25 protein-coding genes are annotated in these 24,886 nt (G+C 35.3%); 3 read left to right on the top strand and 22 right to left on the bottom strand.

Annotated elements, in window-relative coordinates:
- The first annotated feature begins 1 nt into the window (after position 1).
- Both pdxA and LN736_RS09495 read left to right on the top strand, forming a co-directional pair.
- Entirely contained in the window at positions 2 to 1,036 is a 1,035-nt protein-coding gene (pdxA, locus tag LN736_RS09500) for a 4-hydroxythreonine-4-phosphate dehydrogenase PdxA (protein WP_229981444.1), read from the top strand.
- A gap of 583 nt (positions 1,037 to 1,619) precedes the next feature.
- Complete coding sequence (locus tag LN736_RS09495; protein ID WP_407647139.1) at positions 1,620 to 1,811, top strand: conjugal transfer protein; 192 nt, start codon at positions 1,620 to 1,622, stop codon at positions 1,809 to 1,811.
- Between the two features lie 275 nt (positions 1,812 to 2,086).
- Here LN736_RS09495 and LN736_RS09490 read toward each other — a convergent pair whose 3' ends face one another.
- Positions 2,087 to 3,283: a MalY/PatB family protein gene (locus tag LN736_RS09490; protein ID WP_229981442.1), complete on the bottom strand. Its 1,197-nt coding sequence runs from the start codon at positions 3,281 to 3,283 to the stop codon at positions 2,087 to 2,089.
- Positions 3,284 to 3,736: 453 nt separating this feature from the next.
- On the opposite strand from LN736_RS09490, the gene LN736_RS09485 reads away from it, so the two are divergent.
- Entirely contained in the window at positions 3,737 to 5,020 is a 1,284-nt protein-coding gene (locus LN736_RS09485) for an IS110 family RNA-guided transposase (RefSeq protein WP_179977291.1), read from the top strand.
- A gap of 285 nt (positions 5,021 to 5,305) precedes the next feature.
- On the opposite strand, the gene cobO is transcribed toward LN736_RS09485, so the two are convergent.
- The 21 genes from cobO to LN736_RS09380 form a co-directional block, all read right to left on the bottom strand.
- A complete protein-coding gene (gene cobO, locus LN736_RS09480; protein ID WP_150357662.1) occupies positions 5,306 to 5,821 on the bottom strand; it encodes a cob(I)yrinic acid a,c-diamide adenosyltransferase in 516 nt (171 codons plus the stop codon).
- 47 nt (positions 5,822 to 5,868) lie between these two features.
- Positions 5,869 to 6,705 carry a GHMP family kinase ATP-binding protein gene (locus tag LN736_RS09475; RefSeq protein WP_150357664.1) on the bottom strand — a complete coding sequence of 279 codons (837 nt, stop codon included), beginning with the start codon at positions 6,703 to 6,705 and terminating at the stop codon, positions 5,869 to 5,871.
- A gap of 48 nt (positions 6,706 to 6,753) precedes the next feature.
- A complete protein-coding gene (locus tag LN736_RS09470; protein WP_179977840.1) occupies positions 6,754 to 7,521 on the bottom strand; it encodes a cobalt-precorrin-6A reductase in 768 nt (255 codons plus the stop codon).
- 26 nt (positions 7,522 to 7,547) lie between these two features.
- The gene (locus tag LN736_RS09465; protein ID WP_150357668.1) at positions 7,548 to 8,366 is read right to left on the bottom strand and encodes a sirohydrochlorin cobaltochelatase; all 819 of its coding nucleotides are present in this window, start codon (positions 8,364 to 8,366) and stop codon (positions 7,548 to 7,550) included.
- Between the two features lie 53 nt (positions 8,367 to 8,419).
- Positions 8,420 to 9,142 carry a precorrin-3B C(17)-methyltransferase gene (cobJ, locus tag LN736_RS09460; protein WP_179977841.1) on the bottom strand — a complete coding sequence of 241 codons (723 nt, stop codon included), beginning with the start codon at positions 9,140 to 9,142 and terminating at the stop codon, positions 8,420 to 8,422.
- Positions 9,143 to 9,144: 2 nt separating this feature from the next.
- Complete coding sequence (gene cbiG, locus LN736_RS09455; protein WP_179977842.1) at positions 9,145 to 10,140, bottom strand: cobalt-precorrin 5A hydrolase; 996 nt, start codon at positions 10,138 to 10,140, stop codon at positions 9,145 to 9,147.
- Positions 10,121 to 10,897 carry a precorrin-4 C(11)-methyltransferase gene (gene cobM, locus LN736_RS09450; protein WP_229981441.1) on the bottom strand — a complete coding sequence of 259 codons (777 nt, stop codon included), beginning with the start codon at positions 10,895 to 10,897 and terminating at the stop codon, positions 10,121 to 10,123. The genes cbiG and cobM overlap by 20 nt, the downstream gene beginning before the upstream one ends.
- Before the next feature lie 13 nt (positions 10,898 to 10,910).
- On the bottom strand, positions 10,911 to 11,576 hold the full coding sequence (locus tag LN736_RS09445) for a cobalt-factor II C(20)-methyltransferase (protein WP_150357700.1): 666 nt from the start codon (positions 11,574 to 11,576) through the stop codon (positions 10,911 to 10,913).
- 84 nt (positions 11,577 to 11,660) lie between these two features.
- A complete protein-coding gene (gene cbiT / locus LN736_RS09440) occupies positions 11,661 to 12,224 on the bottom strand; it encodes a precorrin-6Y C5,15-methyltransferase (decarboxylating) subunit CbiT (RefSeq protein WP_229981440.1) in 564 nt (187 codons plus the stop codon).
- Positions 12,205 to 12,843 carry a precorrin-6y C5,15-methyltransferase (decarboxylating) subunit CbiE gene (cbiE, locus tag LN736_RS09435; protein ID WP_150357678.1) on the bottom strand — a complete coding sequence of 213 codons (639 nt, stop codon included), beginning with the start codon at positions 12,841 to 12,843 and terminating at the stop codon, positions 12,205 to 12,207. The genes cbiT and cbiE overlap by 20 nt, the downstream gene beginning before the upstream one ends.
- Positions 12,844 to 12,865: 22 nt before the next feature.
- On the bottom strand, positions 12,866 to 13,945 hold the full coding sequence (cbiD, locus tag LN736_RS09430) for a cobalt-precorrin-5B (C(1))-methyltransferase CbiD (protein ID WP_229981439.1): 1,080 nt from the start codon (positions 13,943 to 13,945) through the stop codon (positions 12,866 to 12,868).
- Positions 13,946 to 13,964: 19 nt separating this feature from the next.
- Positions 13,965 to 14,585: a precorrin-8X methylmutase gene (locus tag LN736_RS09425; RefSeq protein WP_150357682.1), complete on the bottom strand. Its 621-nt coding sequence runs from the start codon at positions 14,583 to 14,585 to the stop codon at positions 13,965 to 13,967.
- Positions 14,586 to 14,587: 2 nt separating this feature from the next.
- Positions 14,588 to 15,694 carry a nicotinate-nucleotide--dimethylbenzimidazole phosphoribosyltransferase gene (cobT, locus tag LN736_RS09420; protein WP_150357684.1) on the bottom strand — a complete coding sequence of 369 codons (1,107 nt, stop codon included), beginning with the start codon at positions 15,692 to 15,694 and terminating at the stop codon, positions 14,588 to 14,590.
- 14 nt (positions 15,695 to 15,708) lie between these two features.
- The gene (locus LN736_RS09415; RefSeq protein ID WP_150357686.1) at positions 15,709 to 17,043 is read right to left on the bottom strand and encodes a cobyrinate a,c-diamide synthase; all 1,335 of its coding nucleotides are present in this window, start codon (positions 17,041 to 17,043) and stop codon (positions 15,709 to 15,711) included.
- Between the two features lie 48 nt (positions 17,044 to 17,091).
- Positions 17,092 to 18,063, bottom strand: coding sequence for a porphobilinogen synthase (gene hemB, locus LN736_RS09410; RefSeq protein WP_150357688.1), 972 nt, complete (start codon positions 18,061 to 18,063; stop codon positions 17,092 to 17,094).
- A gap of 29 nt (positions 18,064 to 18,092) precedes the next feature.
- The gene (gene cobA / locus LN736_RS09405; protein ID WP_150357690.1) at positions 18,093 to 19,586 is read right to left on the bottom strand and encodes a uroporphyrinogen-III C-methyltransferase; all 1,494 of its coding nucleotides are present in this window, start codon (positions 19,584 to 19,586) and stop codon (positions 18,093 to 18,095) included.
- Between the two features lie 12 nt (positions 19,587 to 19,598).
- A complete protein-coding gene (gene hemC / locus LN736_RS09400) occupies positions 19,599 to 20,471 on the bottom strand; it encodes a hydroxymethylbilane synthase (RefSeq protein WP_150357692.1) in 873 nt (290 codons plus the stop codon).
- A 33-nt stretch (positions 20,472 to 20,504) separates the two neighbouring features.
- Positions 20,505 to 21,137, bottom strand: coding sequence for an NAD(P)-dependent oxidoreductase (locus LN736_RS09395; RefSeq protein WP_229981438.1), 633 nt, complete (start codon positions 21,135 to 21,137; stop codon positions 20,505 to 20,507).
- Positions 21,138 to 21,157: 20 nt separating this feature from the next.
- Positions 21,158 to 22,249 (bottom strand): pyridoxal phosphate-dependent aminotransferase, encoded by a 1,092-nt coding sequence (locus LN736_RS09390; protein ID WP_150357696.1) that lies wholly within the window; start codon positions 22,247 to 22,249, stop codon positions 21,158 to 21,160.
- 30 nt (positions 22,250 to 22,279) lie between these two features.
- Complete coding sequence (cbiB, locus tag LN736_RS09385; protein ID WP_150357702.1) at positions 22,280 to 23,233, bottom strand: adenosylcobinamide-phosphate synthase CbiB; 954 nt, start codon at positions 23,231 to 23,233, stop codon at positions 22,280 to 22,282.
- 81 nt (positions 23,234 to 23,314) lie between these two features.
- Positions 23,315 to 24,832: a cobyric acid synthase gene (locus LN736_RS09380; RefSeq protein WP_229981437.1), complete on the bottom strand. Its 1,518-nt coding sequence runs from the start codon at positions 24,830 to 24,832 to the stop codon at positions 23,315 to 23,317.
- Positions 24,833 to 24,886 lie beyond the last annotated feature (54 nt).

The raw sequence follows: 24,886 nt of genomic DNA, 5'->3' as shown, positions 1-24,886 counted from the left end.
AATGGTTGACAAAAAACCGATACTTGGTATTACAATGGGAGATCCCGCGGGAATAGGTCCCGAAATTGCGGCAAAAGCCCTAGCAAAAGAAAGAGTGTATGAAATATGCAGGCCTATAGTTGTAGGCGATGCCAATGTTATGACACAGGCAGTGAAAATCGCCAATGTAAATCTAAAAATAAATAGAATTTCAGATGTGAATGATGCAATGTTTGAGTATGGTACTATGGATGTGTATGATCTTGAAAATACAGATATGCAGCATCTTGTTCATGGGAAAGTATCAGCTATGGCAGGAAGAGCAGCTTTTGAATCTGTAAAAAAAGTGATTGAACTTGCCCTGGATAAAAAGATAGATGCTACCATAACGGGACCAATTAACAAGGAAGCGATGAATCTTGCCGGATTTCATTATTCAGGTCATACTGAAATATATGCGTACTATACAAAAACTAAAAATTATACCATGATGCTGGCATGCGGTAATCTAAGAGCTGTCCATGTGTCTACTCATGTGTCCCTAAGAGAAGCTTGTGATCGTGTAAAAAAAGATAGAGTGTTTGAAGTAATAAAGCTTGCAAATGATACATGTAAAAAGCTTGGAATAAATAGTCCAAAGGTCGGGGTATCAGGTTTAAACCCACATGCCGGAGAAAACGGTATGTTTGGTTTTGAAGAGAAAGAAGAAATAGAACCTGCTATAGAAAAAGCAAAGAAAATTGGAATAAATGCTGAAGGACCTGTGCCTCCTGATACAGTGTTTTCGAAAGCGAAAGGCGGGCAGTATGACATAGTGGTTGCAATGTATCACGACCAGGGCCATATTCCCATGAAAGTCGTTGGATTTAACTGGGACGAACAAAAGAAAAAGTGGACTTCTGTAAGTGGAGTCAATATAACTCTTGGACTTCCCATAATAAGAGTTTCGGTAGATCATGGAACTGCTTTTGGCAAGGCTGGAAAGGGTACAGCTAATGAAGAAAGTCTTATTAATTCTATAGAATATGGTGTCAAATTCGCTAATTCTAAAAGTTGAACAGAAAACTTGTAATTCCATAAAATATTAATTAATACAAAAATGCCTGGTGATATTCATCTTTTCAGGCATTTTGTATTAATATTCTTGAGCATGGAGGAAGGCGTTATAAAGGGATGGGAATGAGAGATGATAATCTGTTGGGTGATATAAATAGATTTTCGAGGTTCAATAATAATTATATTCTTCACTGACGCAGTATATAGTATAAAAATTTTTTTAAATAATAAAAAATTCTTCTGGATTTTTAGAAGAATACCCTGTCCTGAGATCCATGGGTTCAGCCTTCCTGCAAAAAGAACAAATGGCAAAAATAAGATCACTCTAAATGAATGGTCTTTGTTTTTGTAAACACCGGGTAATTTACCGCTTATGTTGCTTTTTGTATATCAATATAAAACCTTCCTTTTAAAGTTTTTCAAGTTAACTTTAAAAACTTTAAAACTTATTTTAGAAGATTATTTCACATTTTTTGAGCATTTTCTATCCACTTTTTTACTTGACGCTTACTATCAATCAGATAGAAAATTTCGTAGAGAACTTTGCCGAAGTTTATTACTCATGGGAAAATAATTAGAATTCTATAGACAAGAGGACAGAAAACCTCAAAGGGTATCTGACTAAGGAATTGCAGAATTTAAATACCAATACAATTCGTGGAGAGATACCAGCGTCTTCAACAGTTAATGACGTAGAAATTTGGAAAGTAAAAGAGGCAGATAACAATAAATATGGAGTTACTTTTTTCGTTGATCAATTAATAACCAGAAGTTGATACTAAAAAGATGGTAAATTCCGCTTATGAGGTGATAGTCTATGTAAATAAAATTGGTATCTTAAGTTATGAGAAACAAGATGTTATTAGTAAACTTAAATGTAAATCAAAAGACACTTTTACACTGTACAACTAGTAAAAGCTTTAAAACAGGGATTAAAAAATATAAAATAAAATTCATTGAGCTTTTATACAGCTGATATGATACTCACAATTATGTGAGTATCATATCAGCTGTTATTTATCATAGGTCTATCACTATATTGTTAAATATATTATTTGGAATTAATAGCGTTGCAGATACGGCGTAGTCCTTCTGCAACTATGGAACGTGGGCATGCAAGATTTAATCGAATGTAACCATCAGAATTTTGGACGAACATATTACCTCCTTCAAGAAGTACACCTGCTTTATTGGCGAAAAATAATGGGAGGTTTTCTTTATTTGAGAAATAAGTTCCAACATTAACCCAAGCCAGATAAGTTGCTTCTGATATGCGATATTTTGCTTTTGGCAGATGTTCTGAAAGATATTCACCAACAAATTTGAAGTTTTCATCAAGATAAACCCGCATTTGATCAAGCCAATCAGAACCATGTTCGTAAGCAGCTTGAGCAGCAGCAATACTTAATGGATTGTCAAAGTTATAGTGCCTTGAAAGCCAGATTTTTCTCAACTCATTGTTTGGAATGATGACATTAGAAATCATAAATCCAGCCATATTAAAAGTTTTGCTTGGAGCCATACATGTAATTAACTTATCATATTTAGGAAATATTTTAGCCATTGGTGTATGGAACTGGCCAATTCTAAGCAAGTCGCAGTGAATTTCATCAGATATAATCCACATATTATTACGAATAAGTATATCTCCTACGCGATTTAGTTCTTCGGGTGACCATACTCTACCGCTTGGGTTGTGAGGATTACAAAAAATACATAAAGTTGTTTTTTCATCTGACGCTTTAGCTTCCAAATCTTCAAAATCTAGTGTGTAGTAACCATCGGCATTGATTAAGTCTGAACATACAGCTTGGCGGTGGTTGAAGTCAGCAGCATATTTAAAATATGCATAACTAGGAGTAACAAAGAGAACCTTCTCGTCAGGTTTACAGATATAGTTAACTAGTTCATACAAAGCAGGAATAATGCCATTAGACATAACTAGATGTTTTTTATCAAAGTGCCATTTGTACCGGGTTTCAGTCCAATTAACAAAAGCTTCGTAGTACTTTGGATCAAATACTCTGGTATACCCAAAAATCCTGCGATCTAATCTATCTTTTATGGCATCAATAATTACTTGTGGTGTTGCAAATTCCATGTCAGCTACCCACATTCTAATAAATTCATCATCAGCATATGGAAATTTCATAGATGAATCCGCATGAAAAATGTAGTCACGAAAGCCTTCGATGTTCATTGCATTAGTATTTTTACGGTCAATTATTTCATCAAAATTGTAAGTCATATCAAATTCTCCCTCGTATAATAAGTTTATAGTCAGTTAAATGACTGCTATAAACTTATTTATTTTTTATATTTTAGTATAGATGAGAAAGCATCTGTGCTTTTCTGTGGGAATTCTCCCAATTCCATAATTGCTGTCTGTTCTGCTTCCCATTCTATACAGATTTCATTTAACTATTTATAAAGGAATTTCCTAATGCTAAAATAGTTCTAATAGAACTTTAGCAAAGGTTACTGCTGTAATTCTCCTGCAAAACTTATTGTTATTGCCTGGAAAGCGTGCAGCCTGACCAGAGTATCAAATTCTGCTTACACAAATGTTGCATCTCCATCCGTAGCCGCCAGCAAGGTATTTCGCCTGGATGAATGCTGATTACGCGAGGATGCAGTCAGTGCTCTGGATTAGGATAATTCCTTTCTAAGTTCTTCATTACTCTCGAAAGGTGGTGATTTCATGAAGAAAGTAGATTACTTATCAACTCTATTTGTTGGTATTGATATTGGTGCGAGGCAAAATGTTGTCTCTGCAATTAATTTTGAACAGGAATTTTCAATCAAAATGAAACCTGTTCCCAACACGCAATCTGGTGCAGATCAATTAGAAGCTATGCTTGTTGATATACTTAGCAATAGTACCTTTAGAACTGTCATAATTGGCTTGGAATCCACTTCGTTTTATGGTGTACATATTGCAAACTTCCTATCTGCAAGCGAAAGGCTTATGCCTTATAAACCCTATGTCTATTGTTTGAATCCTAAAGAAGTCGCTAATTATAAAGACTCCTTTAACTCTCTTGATAAAAATGATGGTATTGATTCCTTCGTCATTGCTGACTTTGCAAGAGTCGGCAGAATTCATACCGAACCCTGGCGTGGTTCTCAATATCTTGCCCTTCAAAGGCTTACAAGACATAGGCTTCATATAGTTGAATGCTTAACCAGAGAAAAGACTTACATGTTATCCAATGTATTTCTTAAATTTAGTGAATTTGCTTTGCTGCAGGGAGAAGAACATCCCTTTTCTGATAAATACGGAGCTACAGCTTCTTCTATACTAACGGAGTTTTTATCTTCCGAAGATATTGCAAATGCTTCAGTTGAATATCTTGTTGACTTCGTCAATAGGAAAAGTCGAAAAAGAATTTCTGATCCTAAAATGACTGTAGAAGTTCTTCAGCAAGCTGCACGTAATTCATACCGCCTTGATAAATGCTTATATGAGCCTTTAACAACCTCTATTGCCTGTTCTTTTAACTGCATTCAGGCTTTTGAAAAAGAGCTCAAAGCTATTAACAAGGCTATTGAAAAAACAGTTAATGGCATGAATCCTGTGGAATACCAGATATTGATGTCAATCCCTGGCTTTGGACCTGTATACTCCAGTGGTATTCTTGCTGAATTAGGCAGCGTACATGCATTCCCTAAAAATGATGCTATCGCTAAATACGCCGGCATCGTGTGGAAAGAAAATCAATCAGGTGATTTCAAAGCTGAAAATACACCAATGAACAAAGCAGGCAACCATTATTTGCGCTATTATCTGATAGAAGCTGCTGGAAGTGTTATAAGACACATTCCTGAGTACGAAAAGTTTTATCAGAAGAAATTTGCTGAAGTGAGTACACATCAGCATAAACGAGCACTCGCATTAACATCCCGTAAATTAATTCGTTTGATTTTTGGATTGCTGGCTAAAAATCAACTCTACTCTTCAAATAGGGTAGATAAACTTATATAGCTCTTGCGAACATATGTTTTTATTTTGACATATGCTTGTTAAAGTTACCATTTTTGATTAAAAACATTTCATTTTCTTTTCATTTTGTTCTTGACATATTACCAAATTGCTTTTTTCAATTAAATTTATCCGAATCATGGTATAGAGACTAAAATTTATATATCGCAATTGATATTGATTCTCATTTTTAATTTTAACTTAACTTCTTCTTTTTGTAAACAGCAAAATTAAAACCTGATAAATTTTATAAAATTCATCAGGCAAAACTTCTTTTATCAAAACAAACTAATTTTCTATTCCTTTCCTAGCTTTTACACCTTTAACATAATAATGTTTTATTTCTTTCATCTCGGTAACTAAATCCGCTCTTTCAACTATTTGAGGATCTGCATACCTTCCAGTTAGTATAACCTCTGTTTTTTCAGGTTTCATATCCAAAAGTTGCAATACCTCATCTACAGTAAAGAGCTTATAAAATACAGCTACATTTATCTCATCCAATACGACCACATCATAATCCCCAGAACTAAGTATTTTCTTGACTTTCTCCAGACCTTCCCTAGCCACTTTTATATCCTTCTCACTGGGTTTATCAAATATAAAGACATCTCTTCCAAATTGTTCTAATGTAAAATTAGGCAAATATTCTCCTGCTTTTAGTTCACTGTAATCCATACCTTTCACAAACTGTCCAAAAAAGACCTTCTTGCCGGCACATATGGCTCTAAGAGACAGACCTAGTGCTGCTGTAGTTTTACCTTTGCCATTTCCAGTATAAACTTGAATATACCCTTTATCCATTATTAACATCGACTCCCTTTTTATCATAATCATAATAATTCACTAATTTAAAACTTTTTTAACGTCTTCACCCTGTATACTTTAATATTCTTCAGTTTTAGCTTTTTCAACAGCTTTTCTCCAAAATCAATTTTTTCTCTATCTTCATATATTATACCCAATACATTTCCACTATGGGCTCCCACTATTCCAAGTCCCGAAGTCCTGTCCTTTATATCGATTACTCTCTCTAAGAAATCATAATAGAGTCTTCTTTGATTTCTTATTATACTCTCAGTGGACACATAGGCCAATTTACTTAGGTTTTTCTCCATTATTGCCCCTTTAAGCAGAGGCACTAAATCATCAACGTCACTTAATTCCGGTAAATTCCTACGGTTGAATTCCACGGTATCAACAATTTTCTCTCCTTCAAAAGCAAGTATATCATAAGACATATAGTCTCCTAATGTACATTTATACTTTCCATTTTTATATTCAAACAAAGTCATTTTCTTAAATATTATACTATCTGTAGGCTCTATATTTACACAATTTTCTATAAGTTCTGATTCACTGAATTCTCTATTGAACATGCTTATGAGAGAGTAGTAAACTGCACATAAGTCTGCTGTACTACTGGCAAGCCCCTTTCCACGGGGAATCCGGGAATTTATTTCTATATCTATATTCTTATAATATCTTTCGTATCCCCAACATTTCAATATGTTTAATAAAAAATCAGATGACTTTTTCAAATTCATTCTCCTTACAGGATCATCACATTCTATAAGTTTAACTTCAGTATAAATATTTACAGGACAAGATAATAAAATATCTTTACCATCCATTTTCCCTTGAAGTATTTCACCAAAACTTCCAGGATAAACCGCTGCAGCTTCCATAAGATACATCCTTTACCAATAACTTTTAACTATACCTTAACCTAAAAATCATTTAATAGCCCCTTTTATATATTCTACCAGATCATTCACATTGTGAAAAACACGATTATAGTCCATCTTTTTTCTTTCTATTATAAAAGCATATATTCCACAATCCAAACAAGCTCTTATCTTATCAAATGTGCCGCCCTCCATGCCGCTATCTTTAAGCAGCATGGCCTGAGCTTTATATTCCCTTATAAAAGCACAATTCAACTCATAACTAACAGGTCCTTTCAACGCTATTATATCGTCCAATGCTATATTTCTGTCATGAAATTCACTTAAAACTTTTACAGTAGGCAGTACCCTGTAAATTATCCTATTTTTCAGATTCAATGCAAGTATTTTATCTAAATTTCTACTACCTGTAGTATTCAATATAGTACCATTTATATCCTTGAGTTTTAATTTCAATTCATCGTAATCCTCTACTTTTACAACTTTAAATTCATCTTTAAATTCTTCTATACAAGAGGATCTTTCATACCTTACATATTCTATATTCAGCTTACTACAGGCTTCAATGGCATTTCCGGTAACTTCCACTGCATAGGGATGGGATGCATCCACCAACATTTTTACATTTTTCTTTTGTAACTCATCTAAAAGTCTTTCAAAATTAAGAGGTTTGTCATTCATATAGCTGTATTTATAGCCCTTCAGAAGAGAAGCTCCATATTCCGTTGCTGTAGATACAAATATGTCCCTCGTAAATTCATTTAACATCGAAAGTATTTTTTTCCCCTCACAAGTTCCAAGAATCAATCCTATCATAATTAAGACTCTCCTTAATAAATAACTTAAATCCCAACTTTTTTACCCATAAGCGGATTGCCTCCTATACAATCCTCTACATGCTGTACATATATTTTTTGAAAATCTTTATTCTCCCCGAGTCCGTGAATATACACATCAACTTCAAAACCTTCATTTTTAAGTATTCTCTTCCACGAACCACTACCTTTTCCTGCCATGTCGTTTAGTACATGATCCCCTGCTACCAGCATAAATGGCATGAGAGTGACTTTTTTTATTCTATTCTTCTTCAATTTTAGTATTACGTTTTCAATTGTTGGATATCCTTCTACCGTACCTATAAAAACATTTTTCAATCCTAAATCATCCAATATATATTGAAGCATGGCATAAGAAGCATTACATGGATGAGTAGAGCCATGTCCCATTAACACCACTGCATCATTTCTACCCAGGGTGGGGATTTGACTTTTTAAAGCTTCAGCTGCTGTTATATAATCATCTTTTCTATATAGTATAGGCCTTCCTACCACTAATTTATCAAAAAAAGTTGAATATTTTCTTACATCAACCACTATCTTGTTATACTCATCTCCCGGCATTATGTGAAGAGGCTGTACATATACCTTCGAAAACCCATCATTTCTCATCTTAATCAATGCCTCCGGGACACTATCTATTTCAATTTTCATTTCCCTCTTTAATTTTTTGATTATTACTCCCGAAGTGAAAGCTCTTCTCACTTCATATTCTCTAAATTTCTTTTTAATCTCCTTCTCCGTATTTTCAATACAGCTTTTAAATGTTTCCAATACGCTGGTTCCAAAACTGACCACCAGAATACCTTTTTTTAAATTACTCAATTCACACCACCTCCCTTATACAATGCACAATTCATAGTTCACAATTAATCACTTTAATCCATCAATTTATATCCTCTGGGAGTTATAAACCTACCTTCCTTTAAATAGCTGTTACTGTTACCCACTATTACTATGGACATCATATCTACTTTGTCTTCTTCAAAAGAATCCATGGTAAAAATCTGAAATTCTTGTCCTTCCCGTAATGCATTTTTAACTACAGCCACCGGTGTTGAGCCACCCCTATATTTTTTCACAATACCCATACACTCTTTTAAATAATAAGGTCTTCCATGGCTTTTGGGATTGTAAAAAGATATTACAAAATCACCAGAAGCTGCAAGTTCCACTCTTTTTTTTATGAGCTCATAAGGCGTCATGAGATCACTTAAGCTTATATTGCAATTATCATGCATGAGAGGTGCTCCCACTACAGATCCTGCAGCAGAAGAAGCAGTTATTCCAGGAATAACTTCCACCTGTTCATCTTTTTTTAATTCCAGAATAAGACCTGCCATTCCGTATATTCCCGAATCACCCGTACTCACTATGGAAACCACATTATTTCTGGAAAGTTGAAGAGCCTGTCTGCACCTATCCAATTCACCTCTCATACCTGTAGAAAAAACCTTTTTATTTTCAATTAAGCTCTTAATTATGTCTATATATTTGGTATATCCTATGATTATTTGGCTATTTTTTATTGCCCCCATGGCTCTTATAGTCATATTTTCAATGCTCCCAGGCCCAATTCCCACTACATAAAGCTTGCCCAAACCTAACACATCCTTTTATCATATTTAAGTTTTCCAATACAAAGTGTCATTCCACCTGACTTTATTTTTCCGGTAACCAGATCTGATCCAGTAAGTTCTACACAAGGCTCACACACAGCCCTTACCCCCACAGATTCTTCAACGAAATCACTGCCTTTATAATTGTTTTGTACGCTTTTTATCTCTTCTAAAGAAAATATCCTTACCTTACACTTAAAATACTGTGCTAACTCAATTATAGCCTTTTCTTGGGCCTTAATTTCTGCAGTAGCTATATATTTTATGGCTCTTTCATCTATATTATTATCTTCAAGTAGTTCTACAACTTTATCTATCATATCTGAAGGCTTAAAACCTTTTCTGCAGCCAATTCCAAGCACAATATTTTTTCTCACAAGTTTTAAAGTTCTAACACTCTCCATATTCAAATTTTTCTTATGAGTTATGCATAATATTCCCTGAACATTTCCCAATTGCAAACTGTATCCATAGGGAACGTCTATTAAATTATCTTCATCTACAAATCCAACTTTTTCGCCTTTTACTAAAAGCGCCGCTAAATATTTTGCATCCTTTAAACTGTCTATAACAAGATCATTATCTCTGGCCAAAACATCCGGTGCCTTGATCCCCATATTATCTGTAGCAGTAGTTATCACCGGCACTGCCTTTAAAACATCCGCCAACTTTATCGTCAGTTCATTTGCCCCGCCTAGATGACCGCTTAAAAGGCTTATTGCAAATTTGCCTGAACTGTCTATTACAACTACCGCCGGATCCCTATCCTTTGATTCTATAAAAGGAGCTATTGCTCTTACCGCTATACCTGTAGAACTTATGAATACAATTTTCCTGTATTTTGACATAACCATTTCAGTTATACTTTTCAAATTAAAACTGCAGTTGTTTTTTGAATAAAGATCTAGGGAAAAAACTTCTGCAAGTTTTGCAGCTATTTTGCCTCCAGCATCTGTAACACTAATTACCGCTATCTTCATTTTTTCCCTTTCTATACATATGTGTAAAGTTTTCATTATACAATAAACTGTTGTCATATCTGCAGCTAATAAAATCTCCCACCAATATCTGTGCAGTTTTCGTTATATCTTCATTTTTTACCTTTTCTGCAATATCATCCAATGTCCCTATTACACATTTTTCATCCTGCCAGGTAGCTTTTTGAATAACTGCTACAGGTACATTTCTTCCATAACCCTTTTTCAATTTTTCCACTACTTTGTCTATCATACTTACAGATAAGAACAACGCCATAGAGCATCCTATAGATGCAAGTTTTTCTAAATTTTCGTTCTCAGGTACCGACGTCCTGCCTCCTATTCTCGTAAGTATTACACTCTGACTGACATTTGGCAGAGTAAATTCACTTTTTATTGCAGCAGCCGCTGCTGTAAAAGAGCTTACTCCCGGTATTACTTCATATGGTATGTCAAGCTTATTTAGTTCATCCATTTGTTCTTTTATAGCCCCATAGATGGTAGGATCTCCGGTATGTAATCGCACTATCTTTTTTCCCTTCCTGTAATATTTATCTATGGTTTCAATAACCTCTTTCAATGTCATGGAAGCAGAATTATAAATTTCCACATTATCTTTGCAATACTTCATATGTTCCCTGCTTACAAGAGATCCTGCATATATCACCACATCTGCACCAGACAGTATATTTCTTCCCTTCACCGTTATCAGATCCACATCTCCAGGACCTGCTCCTATAAAGTAAACTTTATTGGTCATATCTATCCCTCCATTATTTTCTCTGTGCTATTATAAGTGACATATAATCTCTGTTTTTCAGTATATCTTCCCTATTTCTCAATATCAGCTGTCCCTTCCTGCAGGCCCTTTTTACAAAAACATATTTGAAACCTTTTTGCTCTAGTCTATCCAAAACTTTTTCCTCATTCTTATATACTTTCATTATAACTACAAATTTTTCCTCTCCTATTTTATCCACCTGATTTGCGGGCAAAATAAGCACTCTCTCGTCGCCTATGACAATATTTTCACCTGCTAAGCTGGCAGCTGCACAAAAAGATGTTATTCCCGGTACAGTTTCTGTATTATATCCTTTATTTTTTATATGGGTTAAAAGATATATATAAGTACTGTACACAAAAGGATCCCCTATGGTAAGAAATGCTACATTTTTTCCTTCTTTTAATTTTGACTCTATACTCTCAAAAGCCTCGAATACCTTTTTATTCTGATCTTTTCCGCCCATGGGAAAATGCTTTATTATAACTTCTTTATGTTTATCTACAAAATTTCTGGCTGTATCAAATGCTATGCTGCTTTCTCCCTCTCTGGCACAGGGAGCTACTATTACATCACATTTTTTTATGGTTCTCACAGCCTTTAGAGTAAGTAACTCTTCGTCCCCCGGCCCAACTCCTATTCCGTATAGAGTGCCCATAGGTGTATCTGTATTTTTCATTTAACTCTCTACTCCTTTACATACAAAATTTGAGCTTTGAAATTTGGTATTTAAATAAAAAGTTTATGGCTTAATTGCAGTAACTATAAATATACTGTTGTTGGAAGTCATCATATAGCTTTTACCCCTGGTTTTGTTTATAGATACCTGTATACATTCCACCTGATACTTCATATCCTTAAGAGTGTTTAAAGCTCTATACAAATTATCTAAAGTTATGAAATTCAGTACCATATTTGCCTGTGTTTTTAATTTTAAACTGTACTTCTTTATTATGTCCTCTATATTTCCACCGCTGCCTCCTATAAATACTGCATCAAATCCAGGACTTATATCTTCCTCCACCTCAAGAGCTTCCCCTTTTATAATAGTTAAATTATGTACGTCGAATTTTTTTCTATTTTGCTCGATAAGGTGAATGGCTTCTTCATTTTTTTCAACAGCAAAAATTTCACCCTTACTGCATATTTTAGCCAGCTGTATACTTACAGAGCCAGTACCAGCTCCTATGTCCAGTACTCTTGAATCTTCTTTTATGCCCAATTTGGAAATACTTAATATTCTGATTTCCTCTTTTGTCATTGGACAGTTTCCTCTTATAAATTCATTATCCTTTATGTGTATCATAAGAACTCTCCCTTTTTTCTATTACAACTACAGAAAGTCCGGCAAATTTTTTACTTCTTATCTCTTCTACATTTCCCACAGTAATTTTTTCATCCTCGTAGGAAAGATTTTCCCCCACATACACTTTGGCTTCTATAGATTCTCTTTCCAGCACCCTACACATATAATCCGGTGAATGTATGCTATCCGTAAACCATACGGATATATGATTTTCTTTTACTATATTACAAAAATCTTCCCGTCTGCCGTGAAGGCTTCCTAAAAAAGCTCCCTGCCAGCTTAACTTTATTTTAGCCATCATATACTGAAAAGAGCTGATACCTGGAACAATTTCTATATTTCCCCGGTAATTTTTCTTTAAATATTCGGTTATTCCATAGTAAAGAGGATCTCCAGATGCCGCTACTGATATCTTTTCATATTCACTATGTTTTATAATATCTGTTATATCCTCTAATTTTTTAACCACTATCTTATGCTTGTCTATAAACTTCAAACTCTCCACAGCCCTTTGAAACCCAAGTATAACATCAGATTGTTCCATTATAGACACAGCCTTTGGAAGTACATATTCTTTATTTCCAGGTCCTATTCCAACTATAAAAACTTTTCCATTCATTTTTATTCCACCCACTGTTGAATTATTTTACACTACTATAAAGCACTCCTGCCTTCATGGAATACATTATAACATCTACACTAATTGAACCATAAGTATACTGTTCTATTCTATCTTTTATCTTCAATCCTATATTCTCGTACAGCCCTTCATATCCTTTCCCCAGAAATTCTACAGCTCCCTCTGTAGTTTTCTGCTTATAAACCTCTCTTACAAGCTCTGTAGGTTCACCCATAAGGGCAAGTTCAAGAGCCAGTGTTTCAAGTCTCATGTCCGATACCCTGCTGTGGGTGTTGAAACATCCCGAAGCAACTTTACTGAGCTTTCCTATATGGCCTATCACAAGTACCTTCTTTATTTTTTTGTCCATACAGCAATTCAATGCAAACCCCACATAATTAGACATTATAACCATTTTGTCCTTATCCAGATTAAGCTTCAATGCCATATCTTCACCCATACTTCCAAAAAGAAGAATCAAATCCTCACACCCCTGGGCAGCCTTCTGGCCTATCTCCAGCTTCACAGACTGCATTAAGGCCTCCCGGGACATTGGCACTACAATCCCAGTAGTTCCAAGTATCGAAATTCCTCCAACTATATTAATCCTTGGATTAAAGGTTTTTTTAGCTATTTCCGCACCTTTTGGAACAAAAATTGTAACTTCCACGCCACAATCTTTCGGGAGTACCTCTTTTACCTCTTTTTCAATCATCTTTCTCGGTACTGGATTTATGGCATGTTCCCCTTTTTTTACATAAAGTCCGTCTCCTTGAACCACACCAATTCCCTTCCCGGCTTTTAAAACATATCCATGAGGAATTCTCTTAACTTTTGCCCATATTTCCATGCCGTTGGTTACATCAATATCGTCTCCTCCATCTTTCAGCACACAGCACTTTACGCAATCCTTTCCCTGAACTGTTTTATAAACAGGTATCAAGAGTTCAACTCCCATAGGAGTGTCTATTTTTATTTTCTCAAGTTTCCTGCCAAAACACAGCATGGTCACTGCCGCCTTTGCCGCAGCTGCTGCACAGGAACCTGTAGTATACCCGCATCTCAATTTCTTTCCATTGTGATTTACATACATGTCCAGCACAACTTATCACCTCAAAACATCATCTGGTTATCATATACATAAGAGAATTTACTATTGCCGCTGCTATATTACTTCCGCCTTTTCTCCCTCTTATAGTTATCATAGGTATATCCAGCTTTTCAATTTCCCTTTTGGATTCTTCTGCTCCCACAAAGCCTACAGGAGCTCCTACTATAAACTTAGGCCTGGCTTTCCCTTTAAGTACAAGTTCCTTTAATTTAAATAGTGCTGTAGGAGCATTTCCAAATACAAAAAATTCCACCCCTTCTTCAACTGCTTTTTCTACCGCGGCCATTGAGCGAGTTATTCTATTAGTCCTGGCTATTTCTGCTATTTCATCCCTGTTTACAAAGCATTCAACTCTACAGTGGAGCTTATTTACCACCTTTTTATTTATACCTGCTGCTGCCATATTTGTATCAGTATATATAATTGTCCCTTTCTTCAAAAGCTGGAGTGCACTGTCTATAGCTCCTTGTCTTATATATATTATGTCTTTATACTGGGTGTCTCCCGTAGTATGTATTACCCTTTTTACTACATAAAGCTCCTTTTCTGAAAAACTATGTTCTCCCATCTCCTGCTCTATTATTTCAAAGCTCCTCTTTTCTATATACATAGGTGACTTTATATAATCCATGACTATACATTCTCCATTCCTGCAGAAGTTGGTTGCTCATCTTTTCTAATATCCACAAGAACCGTACCATCTACATTGGCTTCTGAAAAACTTCCCATATTATCCATAACATAAAGTGCCGCTTCTATTATTCCAAAAGCCATAGGGCATCCTGAACCTTCTCCAAGCCTCATCCCCAAATTGAGCATAGGAGTTAACCCCAATTCCTCCATTACATATTTGACTGCAGGTTCCGCCGAAAGATGAGAGGCAAATAAATAATCCACTACCTTATTGTTCAACCTGAAAGCACAGAGGGCAGCTACTGAAGATATAAAGCCGTCAATTACGATTGGGACCCTGTTTTTGGCAGCCCCTAAAAAACAGCCGCATATACCTGCTATATCAAAGCCTCCCACCTTTGACATTGTATCAATTGGATCATCGGAATCTGGCTTATTTATGTCAATAGCACGCTGCACTGCCTTCTTTTTAGCATCAAACTGACGGTCTGTAACCCCTGAACCCTTTCCAACTGATATATCCACAGGAAGATCTCTAAGTACACTTAAAACCGCAGAACTTGTAGCGGTATTGCACACGCCCATCTCACCCGTACCAAACATATCATAGCCCTTTTTCACAAGTTCATCCACTATTTCAATTCCAACCTCAATGGCCTTTACACACTCTTCTCTGGTCATAGCCGGCTCCACAGTCATATCCTTAGTTCCATAAGCCACTTTTCTATTTATAATTCCAGGATCCTTAAAATCATAATCTACACCGATATCCACTACAGTTCTGTCAGATTTAAAAAAATCCCCAAGTACACACACACCTGTTATACCTCTTACAAAATTTTTAGTAATAGTTACTGTAAGTTCCTTAGGGCAGCTGCTCAAATTTTCATTCCAGATCCCATTATCTGAGCACATTATAACTATGTTTTTCTTATGGATCCTATTGTGGGTTTTCCCCGTTATTCCAGCCATTTTAGCTATTATTTTTTCCAATTCCCCAAGACTTCCTATTGGCTTCGCAAGATCGTCTATAGATACCCAGGCTTTTTTCACAGCCTCTTCATTCTTTCCCTCTATGGCGCTTAAGGTTTTCTTCAATAATTCCAATAATATCACCCTCCTTATTTTTTGACTCCCCTCAAAATTTCCTCAATCATATTCAAATTTCCAAAGAAATGGACATGGGCATAGGCTCCCAAAGTATTTTTATTTACATACCCACAGTTCCACTGTTTTATCTGCCCGCTATAAATGTCTTTAGTAAGCGTATAGATCTTTTTTTCATTTGATTCAATATAGGATTTATGAAACTCATGACAATTTATCTTTAATTTTAAGGGCAAAATACTGTTTTCTTCAGTCACTTCAATCTGGGCATATCCAAAATGCTGCAGTTCTGAAGTCATATACGTATTCCCTTTAAAAAATCCCACTGTATCAAAAATATGACCTTTCTCCATTCCTTCAATACTTTCCGTCAAATACATAAGTCCTCCACATTCAGCGTAACAATTAAGACCTGATTTCAAATATTTATTTACACTTTCCAGCATGGATCTATTAGCACTTAATTCTTCTACAAAAACCTCCGGGTAGCCACCTCCTATATACAAAAAATCTATATCTTCAGGCAGATATTTATCCTTAAGAGGGCTGAAAAATATAACTTCTCCACATTCCTCAAGAAGTTCTATGTTTTCCTTGTAATAAAAACTAAAGGCTTTATCATAAGCTACTGCTGTCTTTATCCCCCTATTTTGAAGATGGTATTCATCCTTGAAATCAGGGCTCTCCTTAAAAAACTTCAGAAGCATGTTCATATTTACATTTTTCAGAACAAGTTCGCTGCACAACTCTATTTTTTCATTTAGATCTTCTATCTCCCTGCTTTGAACCAATCCCAGATGCCTACTCTCTAGAGAAAGTCTTTCATCTTTTGGCACATATCCGAAGACCTTCAAATTGCAATTTTTCTCTACAGCAGCTTTTAAAAGCCTGTAATAACTCTCATTTACATTGTTAAAAATGATTCCACATACATTTACATTTTCAAAATTGACTATCCCATTTATCTCAGCACACAGAGTAGTACTTTGAGATTTAGGACTTATAATTAAAATTACAGGTAAATCCAATACTTTAGCTATATGTGCTGTAGAATATCTACTGTCTATTCCCTTGCCATCGTAAAGTCCCATAACCCCTTCAATTATACCTAAATCTCCCCTACCCCTGCTAAAAGACGCCTTTACCCCATTTTCTCCCATAAGGTAGATATCTAGATTTCTAGAAGCCGTTCCAGTTACACTTTTATGAAATGCAGGATCTATATAATCAGGTCCCACTTTATATCCCTGAACCTTATATCCACTTCTTATAAGAGCTTTCATAATTCCAAGAGTCACTGTAGTCTTCCCTCCACCGCTGCTATCTGAAGATATAATAATACTTTTCAAAATAACCTCTACCTTTCCCAGCTCAATTCCATTTTAAACTTATATACCCTAATTTTCTTCCTTTATCCACCTGCATATGTCCATGGCATAATAGGTAATTATCATGCCTGCCCCAGCTCTTTTCATACAGGTGAGCATTTCCTTCACTATAGATTTTTCATTTATAAGACCCGCTTTAGCTGCTGCCTTGACCATTGCAAATTCTCCACTTACATTATAAGTTGCTATAGGCACATCAAATCTTTCTCTTGCAAGCTTAACTACATCTAAATAGGCCATGGCCGGCTTTACCATTATTATATCTGCTCCCTCTTTTATATCATCTTCTATTTCCAGCATAGCTTCTCTTATATTTCCGGGATCCATCTGATATGACTTCCTATTTCCGAATTTAGGGGATGAATTGGCAGCTTCTCTAAAGGGTCCATAAAATGCGGAACAGTATTTAGCACTGTAAGCCATTATGCCCACATCCTTGAATCCATTTTCGTCCAAAGTATTTCTAATAGCTCCCACTCTTCCATCCATCATATCAGAAGGAGCCACCATATCAGCTCCAGCTGCAGCGTGGGACAAAGCTATTTTTGCAATATATTTTATAGTTTTATCATTATCAACTTCATGCCCATTTAATATCCCGCAGTGACCGTGACTGGTGTATTCACACATGCACACATCAGTAATTACAAAAAGTTCTGGATTCAATTCCTTAAGTTTTCTGATAGCTCTTTGAACTATTCCATTTTCCTCAAAAGCCGAGGTGCCGACTTCATCTTTATATCCTGGAATTCCAAATAAAATTACACTCTTTACCCCAGCATCTTTAAGCTCATCTACAATATCATGAAGCATGTCTACAGAATAATGATAATTGTTTTCCAAAGAAGATATTTCCCTTTTGATATTTTCTCCCTCCACCACAAACAGCGGATAGATAAAGTCCTGCCTGTTAAGGGCTGTTTCCCTTACCATATCCCGTATAACTTGATTTTTTCTAAGTCTTCTGTGTCTTGTAAACATCTCTATTACTACCTTTCCTTATTTTATATTTAGATATCACTGTGAATCGTGCACTGTGAATTGTGCATTGTGTAAACAATAGTATCTATAACACCTTTTGTAGTGTACTCCTGAGACATATGATAATATATATCATGTTTTTCTAATTCCTTTCCAGTTATAGGACCTATAGCTACCACTTTTTTCTGCCTTATAGCTTCAATTCCAACAAGACATATCATATTTTTGACTGTGGTAGGGCTTGTAAATACCACTATATCCACATTATCAAAACATTCTCCATGAGGTAATTTGCCCAATACAGTCTCATAAGTATAACATTCATCCACGATACATCCTTCTTTCCGCAGGGTTTCTGCCAGATAAGGCCTTGAATTTTTAGATCTCGGAATAAATATCTTGTCTCCCTTTTTTATAAAACTTTTCATTTTGTCGTGGAGGCTTTCAGCTACAAATTTTTCTGCCACCATTTCCGGTATAATTCCCCTCTGCTTTATAGCTTTTTCTGTAGCAGGACCTATTGCCGTAAACTTTCCTTTTATCTTTCTAATATCGTAGTTTTCACTTAAAAGCCTGTCAAAGAAACTATTTACTCCATTTACACTGGTAAACACAATATAATCATAGTCCGAAAGCCTGTTTATATATTTTTTAATATTTTCTGAAGTATACTTTATTTCAATAGAATGTATTTCAGTAACTTCTGCTCCCAGGTCCAGTAACTTTTGTCGCATTACCCTTGACTGTGTTTTGGATCTGGCTATACAGACATTCCTCCCAAAAAGCGGCTTTTTTTCATACCAGTTCAGCTGTTCACTAAACCCGACCACTTCCCCTATTACTATTATACAGGGAGAGGACAATGAAGCCTTGCTGGCCTTTTCGCATATATCATTAAGCTGTCCTACAATCTTTTTTTGTTTTGCAGTAGTTCCATTCATTACTACTGCACAAGGTGTATTTTCCCTCATTCCATTTCTCATCAAATTGCCGCATATTATACTTAAATTTTTAAAGCCCATCAGGAAAATCAAAGTACCACCTATTCTGGCTGCAGCATTCCAATCTATTTTCAATTTATCTGCAGTTTTCCCTGTAAACACATGAAAACTTTGAGCTATTTTTCTATGGGTTACAGGTATACCTGCATAATTCAGCACAGAAATAGGTGATGTAATTCCCGGAATAACCTCAAATTCAATACCTTCTTTCAAAAGAGCAAGAGCTTCTTCTCCTCCTCTTCCAAATATATAAGGATCTCCCCCTTTAATTCTTCCTACAATATGACCCTCTTTTGCTAGTTTAATTAACATTGCATTTATCTCATCCTGACTTTTATAATGACAACCTGGTTCTTTTCCACAATAATATATTTTACAGTGATCATTCAAATATTTTAAAACTCCGGTACCTGCCAATCTATCATACATTACTACAGTACATTCTCTAAGTTTCCTTACGGCTTTTAAAGTTATAAGTTCCTCATCACCAGGACCTGCACCTATAAGATAAACTTTACCCATATGCAACCTCCCTCAAGAATTTATTATATTTTTAGCAAGTTTTTCACCTAAAAACATATAATTTTCTTCATTACCCGTTATGTCCTTTTTCACCAATTTACTTCCCATCTTAAATATTCCTATGATATTTATAAGATTACCCTCTATTTTGGCATAGGCACCTATTGTAGAATGGCAGTCTCCCTTCAATGTCCTCATAAAACTTCTTTCAGCTTCCACGCAGATTCTCGTACTCCTATCATTTAAATTCACAAAAAAATCTTTGTGCTGGCTGTTCTTTTTTATTTCCACCCCCAGAGCTCCCTGCCCAATGGCAGGTATCAATTCTTCTATTGGAAAATAATCTGTTACTAATTTTTCAAGTTTTAATCTCTTAATACCTGCTGCAGCTACAACTATTCCCTGCAAATCCTGTTCTTTTATCTTTTTTATCCTGGTCTGTATATTGCCTCTTATAGCAACTATCTCCAAATCAGGTCTTAAAAGTTTTATCTGGGCAGCCCTTCTATTACTGCTTGTACCAATTTTTGAGCCTTCGGGCAGTTCTTCAAAATGTACATTACCTGCCGAAATAAAAGCATCTCTTACATCTTTTCTTTCTAGTACAGCCGCTATTTCAAACTCACCGGGAATGTCGAAGGGAACATCCTTCATGCTGTGAACTGCTGCATCCGCCTTGCCCTTCAAAAGTGCCAGCTCAATTTCTTTTAGAAACAGCCCCTTTCCTCCTATTTTATTTAAAGCTATGTCAAGTCTTTTATCTCCAGTAGTTTCTACAAGTATTTTTTGACATTCAGCATTAAAATTTCTTTTCAATATACCCATGACTATTTCAGTCTGAAGTTGAGCCAGTTTGCTCTTTCGAGTTGCAATCTTAAACTCCAAATGATATCACCCCCTACAAAAACGAATCATCATTTACCCAAAAAACATCTTCATTATCATAGAAGATTTCCCTTTTCTGTAGAAAAAGTAAAAATCCTCCGTACACACAAATCTCATGACTTTTTCTCTATATTCCATATTTCCCATATTGTTTCTCACTTTAGAGGTAAACTTCACAAAATCATCATAGTCCTTCAAATATTTTACTACCTCATCTGCAATAAACCTCGAAGTCATAGGAGACACACCTACTCCCATAGTATTAATTCCCAGGGAAATATTTTCAGTATTCCTCTGACATGGGATAATACAGCTGCCATTTTCAGGTTCTGAGGCATCTAAATAAATTTTACACAACTCCCTGCAATGCCTTCCTATAACCTCATTTAATTCTCTATCACTGGTGGCAATGACCACAATGTGTTTATCCTCTATATATTTTTTTTGATATAAACCCGGAATTATATCGACATTCAAATTATCTTTCATATGATAAAATTCCTGGATAAACTCCGGTGAAAGCACGTATACCCTGCATCCTTTCAGTGCAAAAGTCCTTGACTTTATATAAGCTGCTCTTCCTCCGCCTATTACTATAACTTTTATTTCCGACGGCAGTAGAGCAATGAGCATATTTGAATTATTCTTCAACAGGTTTTTATTCACTTCTCTATCTTCTCCTCCAGCTAAATCTTTTTCAGCAGGTTTATCAGCTTTTGATTTTTAGCTCTATCCTTTATTGCCAGTCTTATAAATCTGCAGTCCAGACCTTTAAAATTGCTGCATTTTCTTATGAGTATACCCTTCTCCAGACATCTTTTATAAAGTTCTTCACAGTTCACACCCTGTATTCTGCAAAGTATAAAATTACTGAATGTATCATATACTTTTTCTATTATGTGAATTTTACTCAAATTGTCCATCATAAATTTTCTTTCATTTTCAATCCATTCAAGAGAGCTGTCCATATAAGATTTATCCCTCAATACGTATTTACCTGCCGTCTCTGCAAAACAATTTATATTCCAGGGATTTTGTTTAGCTCTTATTTTATCCATCAATTTCCTGTCTCTACAGAGCCCATAACCCATTCTTATTCCAGGTAGTGCAAAAAATTTTGTAAGCGCCCTCACGACAAAAATACATCTGTTCTGTTCCATTTCCTCTAAAAAACTACAGTTCCTTTTACCTGTAAACTCCACAAATGCTTCGTCTATAATTATTGTCCTGTGGTTTTCACTGCAGAAATTTACAATTTCATGAAATCTGCTCTTATCTATTATCACACCATTGGGATTATTGGGATTTCCCAAGATCAGAGCCTCCGCATCTTTAATCTTTGATTTAATATCCTGATAATCATAATCCATATTCTCTGTCAAATTGGAATAGCTTATACTGCACTTCCATTTCAGTGCGTCTTTCTCATACTCTATAAAAGAAGGCACTACTATACATATACTTTTAAAGCAGCTTATGGCCAGATCTATTATTTCAGCAGCCCCATTTCCCAAGACTATATCTCTATCATCAATGACATTTTCTCCATCATATCTAGAATTTCCAAAATAATTCTTTGAAAATTTCAAATACCTCTTTATATTACACTTTAATTTTCTGTACTCAGCATCTGGATATTTTTCCACACTTTCCAGTGCTTCACCTATATTTTTTCTAAAACTGTCCGGTACGCCTAAAGGATTTATATTTGAGCTGAAATCCAAAAGCTCCTTTCCCTTCAAAAGTCCTTCTGTATATATATCTCCACCATGTTCCATATAAACACATCCTAATCCCAATCTTGATCTTTAAATATAGCTCAAATTCAGCACAATCAGTATTATTCCAATTAAAATCACCATGAATATTTCTGTAAAATACATGAGATCTATACAATGCTTTATGTGTTCAAAATTCAATGTTGTAAGCTTATCTCCTATAGTAGGCTTATACACTATTTCACCAAAATAAACATTCGTACCGCCAAGCTGAACTCCCAGGGCACCTGCTGCGGCGGCTTCCGGATAAGCACAATTTGGACTCTTGTGATTTTTTCTATCCCTTATCATAATCTTTAAAGCTTTCATTGGGCTGCCATTTATCATAAAAGATGATATGCACATCAGCAATCCCGTAATTCTTGCAGGTATAAAGTTGAATAGATCATCTATCTTAGCGGGAAAAAATCCTATATACCTATACTTTTCATTCATATAACCAAGCATTGAATCCATAGTATTTATACCTTTATAGAGCATAGCAAAAGGTGCTCCCAGTACGGCTGCATATATAAGCGGGGCTATAACTCCATCGGAAGTGTTTTCTGCCACCGTTTCCACATCTGCCCTTATTATCTCCTCACTGTTTAAGTTAGATGTATCCCTACCCACTATATAGGAAAGCTTTAATCTTGCATCCTCAATATTCTCTTCCTTCAATGAATAATATACCTTTTTAGCTTCCACAGCTAGACATTTGGCGGAAATAGTTGTCCACATAATAAATACATTTACTATATGATATAAAACCATATGCTTTCCAAGAAGCATAAGCACAGCAAATGGAACCAAAAAGCTTACAGCTCCCACTACTAAAACTATCAAACCCCCAAAAGCTTTTAAAGTACCATTTTTCCTGCAAAATTTTCTTCCTCTTTTTTCTAAATAGGATATAAGTTTCCCTATATATATAACGGGATGCGGAAACCAATGTGGATCCCCAAATATCCAATCCACTATAACTGCTGCAAAAAGATCTATCATATTTATACTTATAAGGGAAATAGACAAATCAATCCCCCCATTCTAATATTACTGTAAGTAACTGTACAAGCTTTGTATCCATTATCTATTTACACTCATAATGGCATATATCTTATCTATGTCAAGATTTTTTCTCACTATACCAGCAAGTTTTTCTATCTCGCCTTCCCTAAGATCTTCATATACTTTGGACTTTTTATAACTCAAGCCTTTATTTTGTCTTATTTTATTTAAAATATATTCTCTGAAATCAATGGCATCAAAAACGCCGTGTATATAAGTTCCAAATACATTTTGTCTTGTGTTTACAGCTCCATCTTCTATATTGACTTTTTCTCCATTTTTCTCCGTAAATCTAAACAGCGGCTTTGCATTTTCACCATATTTGCATATGCCCATATGAATTTCATATCCATAGACATCCAATTTTCTTCTTTCTAAGGATCCATTTCCTTTTATAAAAGGGAAATCAATATTGCTTATGGCCTTTATCCTTGTGGTTACTTTTTCTTTTTCAAATACAGTTTCTATATCCAGAAGATCCATTCCCTCTACTTCTCCCATATCAGTTTCTGTTTTATATGGATCGCTTATGGTCTTTCCAAGTATTTGATAGCCTCCACAAACCCCTATTACAATTCCGCTTTCACTGTATTTTTTAATACAGGCTTCAAGTCCACACTTTCTAATTTTTATCAAATCTTCTATAGTATTTTTGCTGCCCGGAATTATAAGTAAATCAGGGTTCCCAAATTCTTCTACAGAAGTTATGAATCTCACTGAAACATCCTCTTCACTTTTCAGTGCATCCAAATCTGTGAAATTAGAAATATGGGGCAATTTTATTACAGCTATATCTATAGGTGCTGTAACCTTCCTGTTAAATTCCACAGCTCCATCTTCATCTTCCAGTGCCAGATTAAAATATGGTATAACTCCTATGCAGGGAACTTTAATAATATCTTCCAACATATTAAGACCGGGTTTTAGTATATCTATATCCCCTCTAAATTTATTTATTATTGTACCTTTAACTCTTTTCTTTTCCTCTTCATCAAAAAGCAGCATAGTCCCTGCAAGAGAGGCAAATACTCCTCCTTTGTCTATATCACCGGCTAAAATCACCGGTGCATCCACTATCTCAGCCATGCCCATATTCACGATATCTCTATCTCTTAAGTTTATTTCTGCAGGACTTCCTGCGCCCTCCATCACTATTATTTCAAAACTTTCTTCCATTTTTTTAAAATGATTTCTAAGCATGTCCCTAAATTCCAGCTTCATGTTGTGATATTCCATGGCAGTGCTGTTACCATATACCCTGCCATTTACTATTATCTGACATTTTTTATCCGAAGTTGGTTTCAACAATATTGGATTCATATAAGCCTCAGGCTGCAGTCCTGCAGCATAAGCCTGAAGCACCTGGGCACGCCCCATCTCTTTGCCATCCAGAGTTATATAGGAATTTAACGACATATTTTGAGATTTGAATGGACATACTGAATATCCATCCTGTTTAAATATCCTACAAAGAGCAGAGACAATTATACTTTTACCCACAGAAGAACCCGTTCCCTGGATCATAATTTTCGCCATCATAACCACTCCTCTAAACCTGTTAAATAAAATAAAAATTTATTTTTATTAAAA

This window comes from Clostridium aromativorans, from assembly GCF_020908015.1.
GTDB lineage: Bacteria > Bacillota > Clostridia > Clostridiales > Clostridiaceae > Clostridium_B > Clostridium_B aromativorans.
This window is presented reverse-complemented; position numbering and strand designations above follow the sequence as displayed.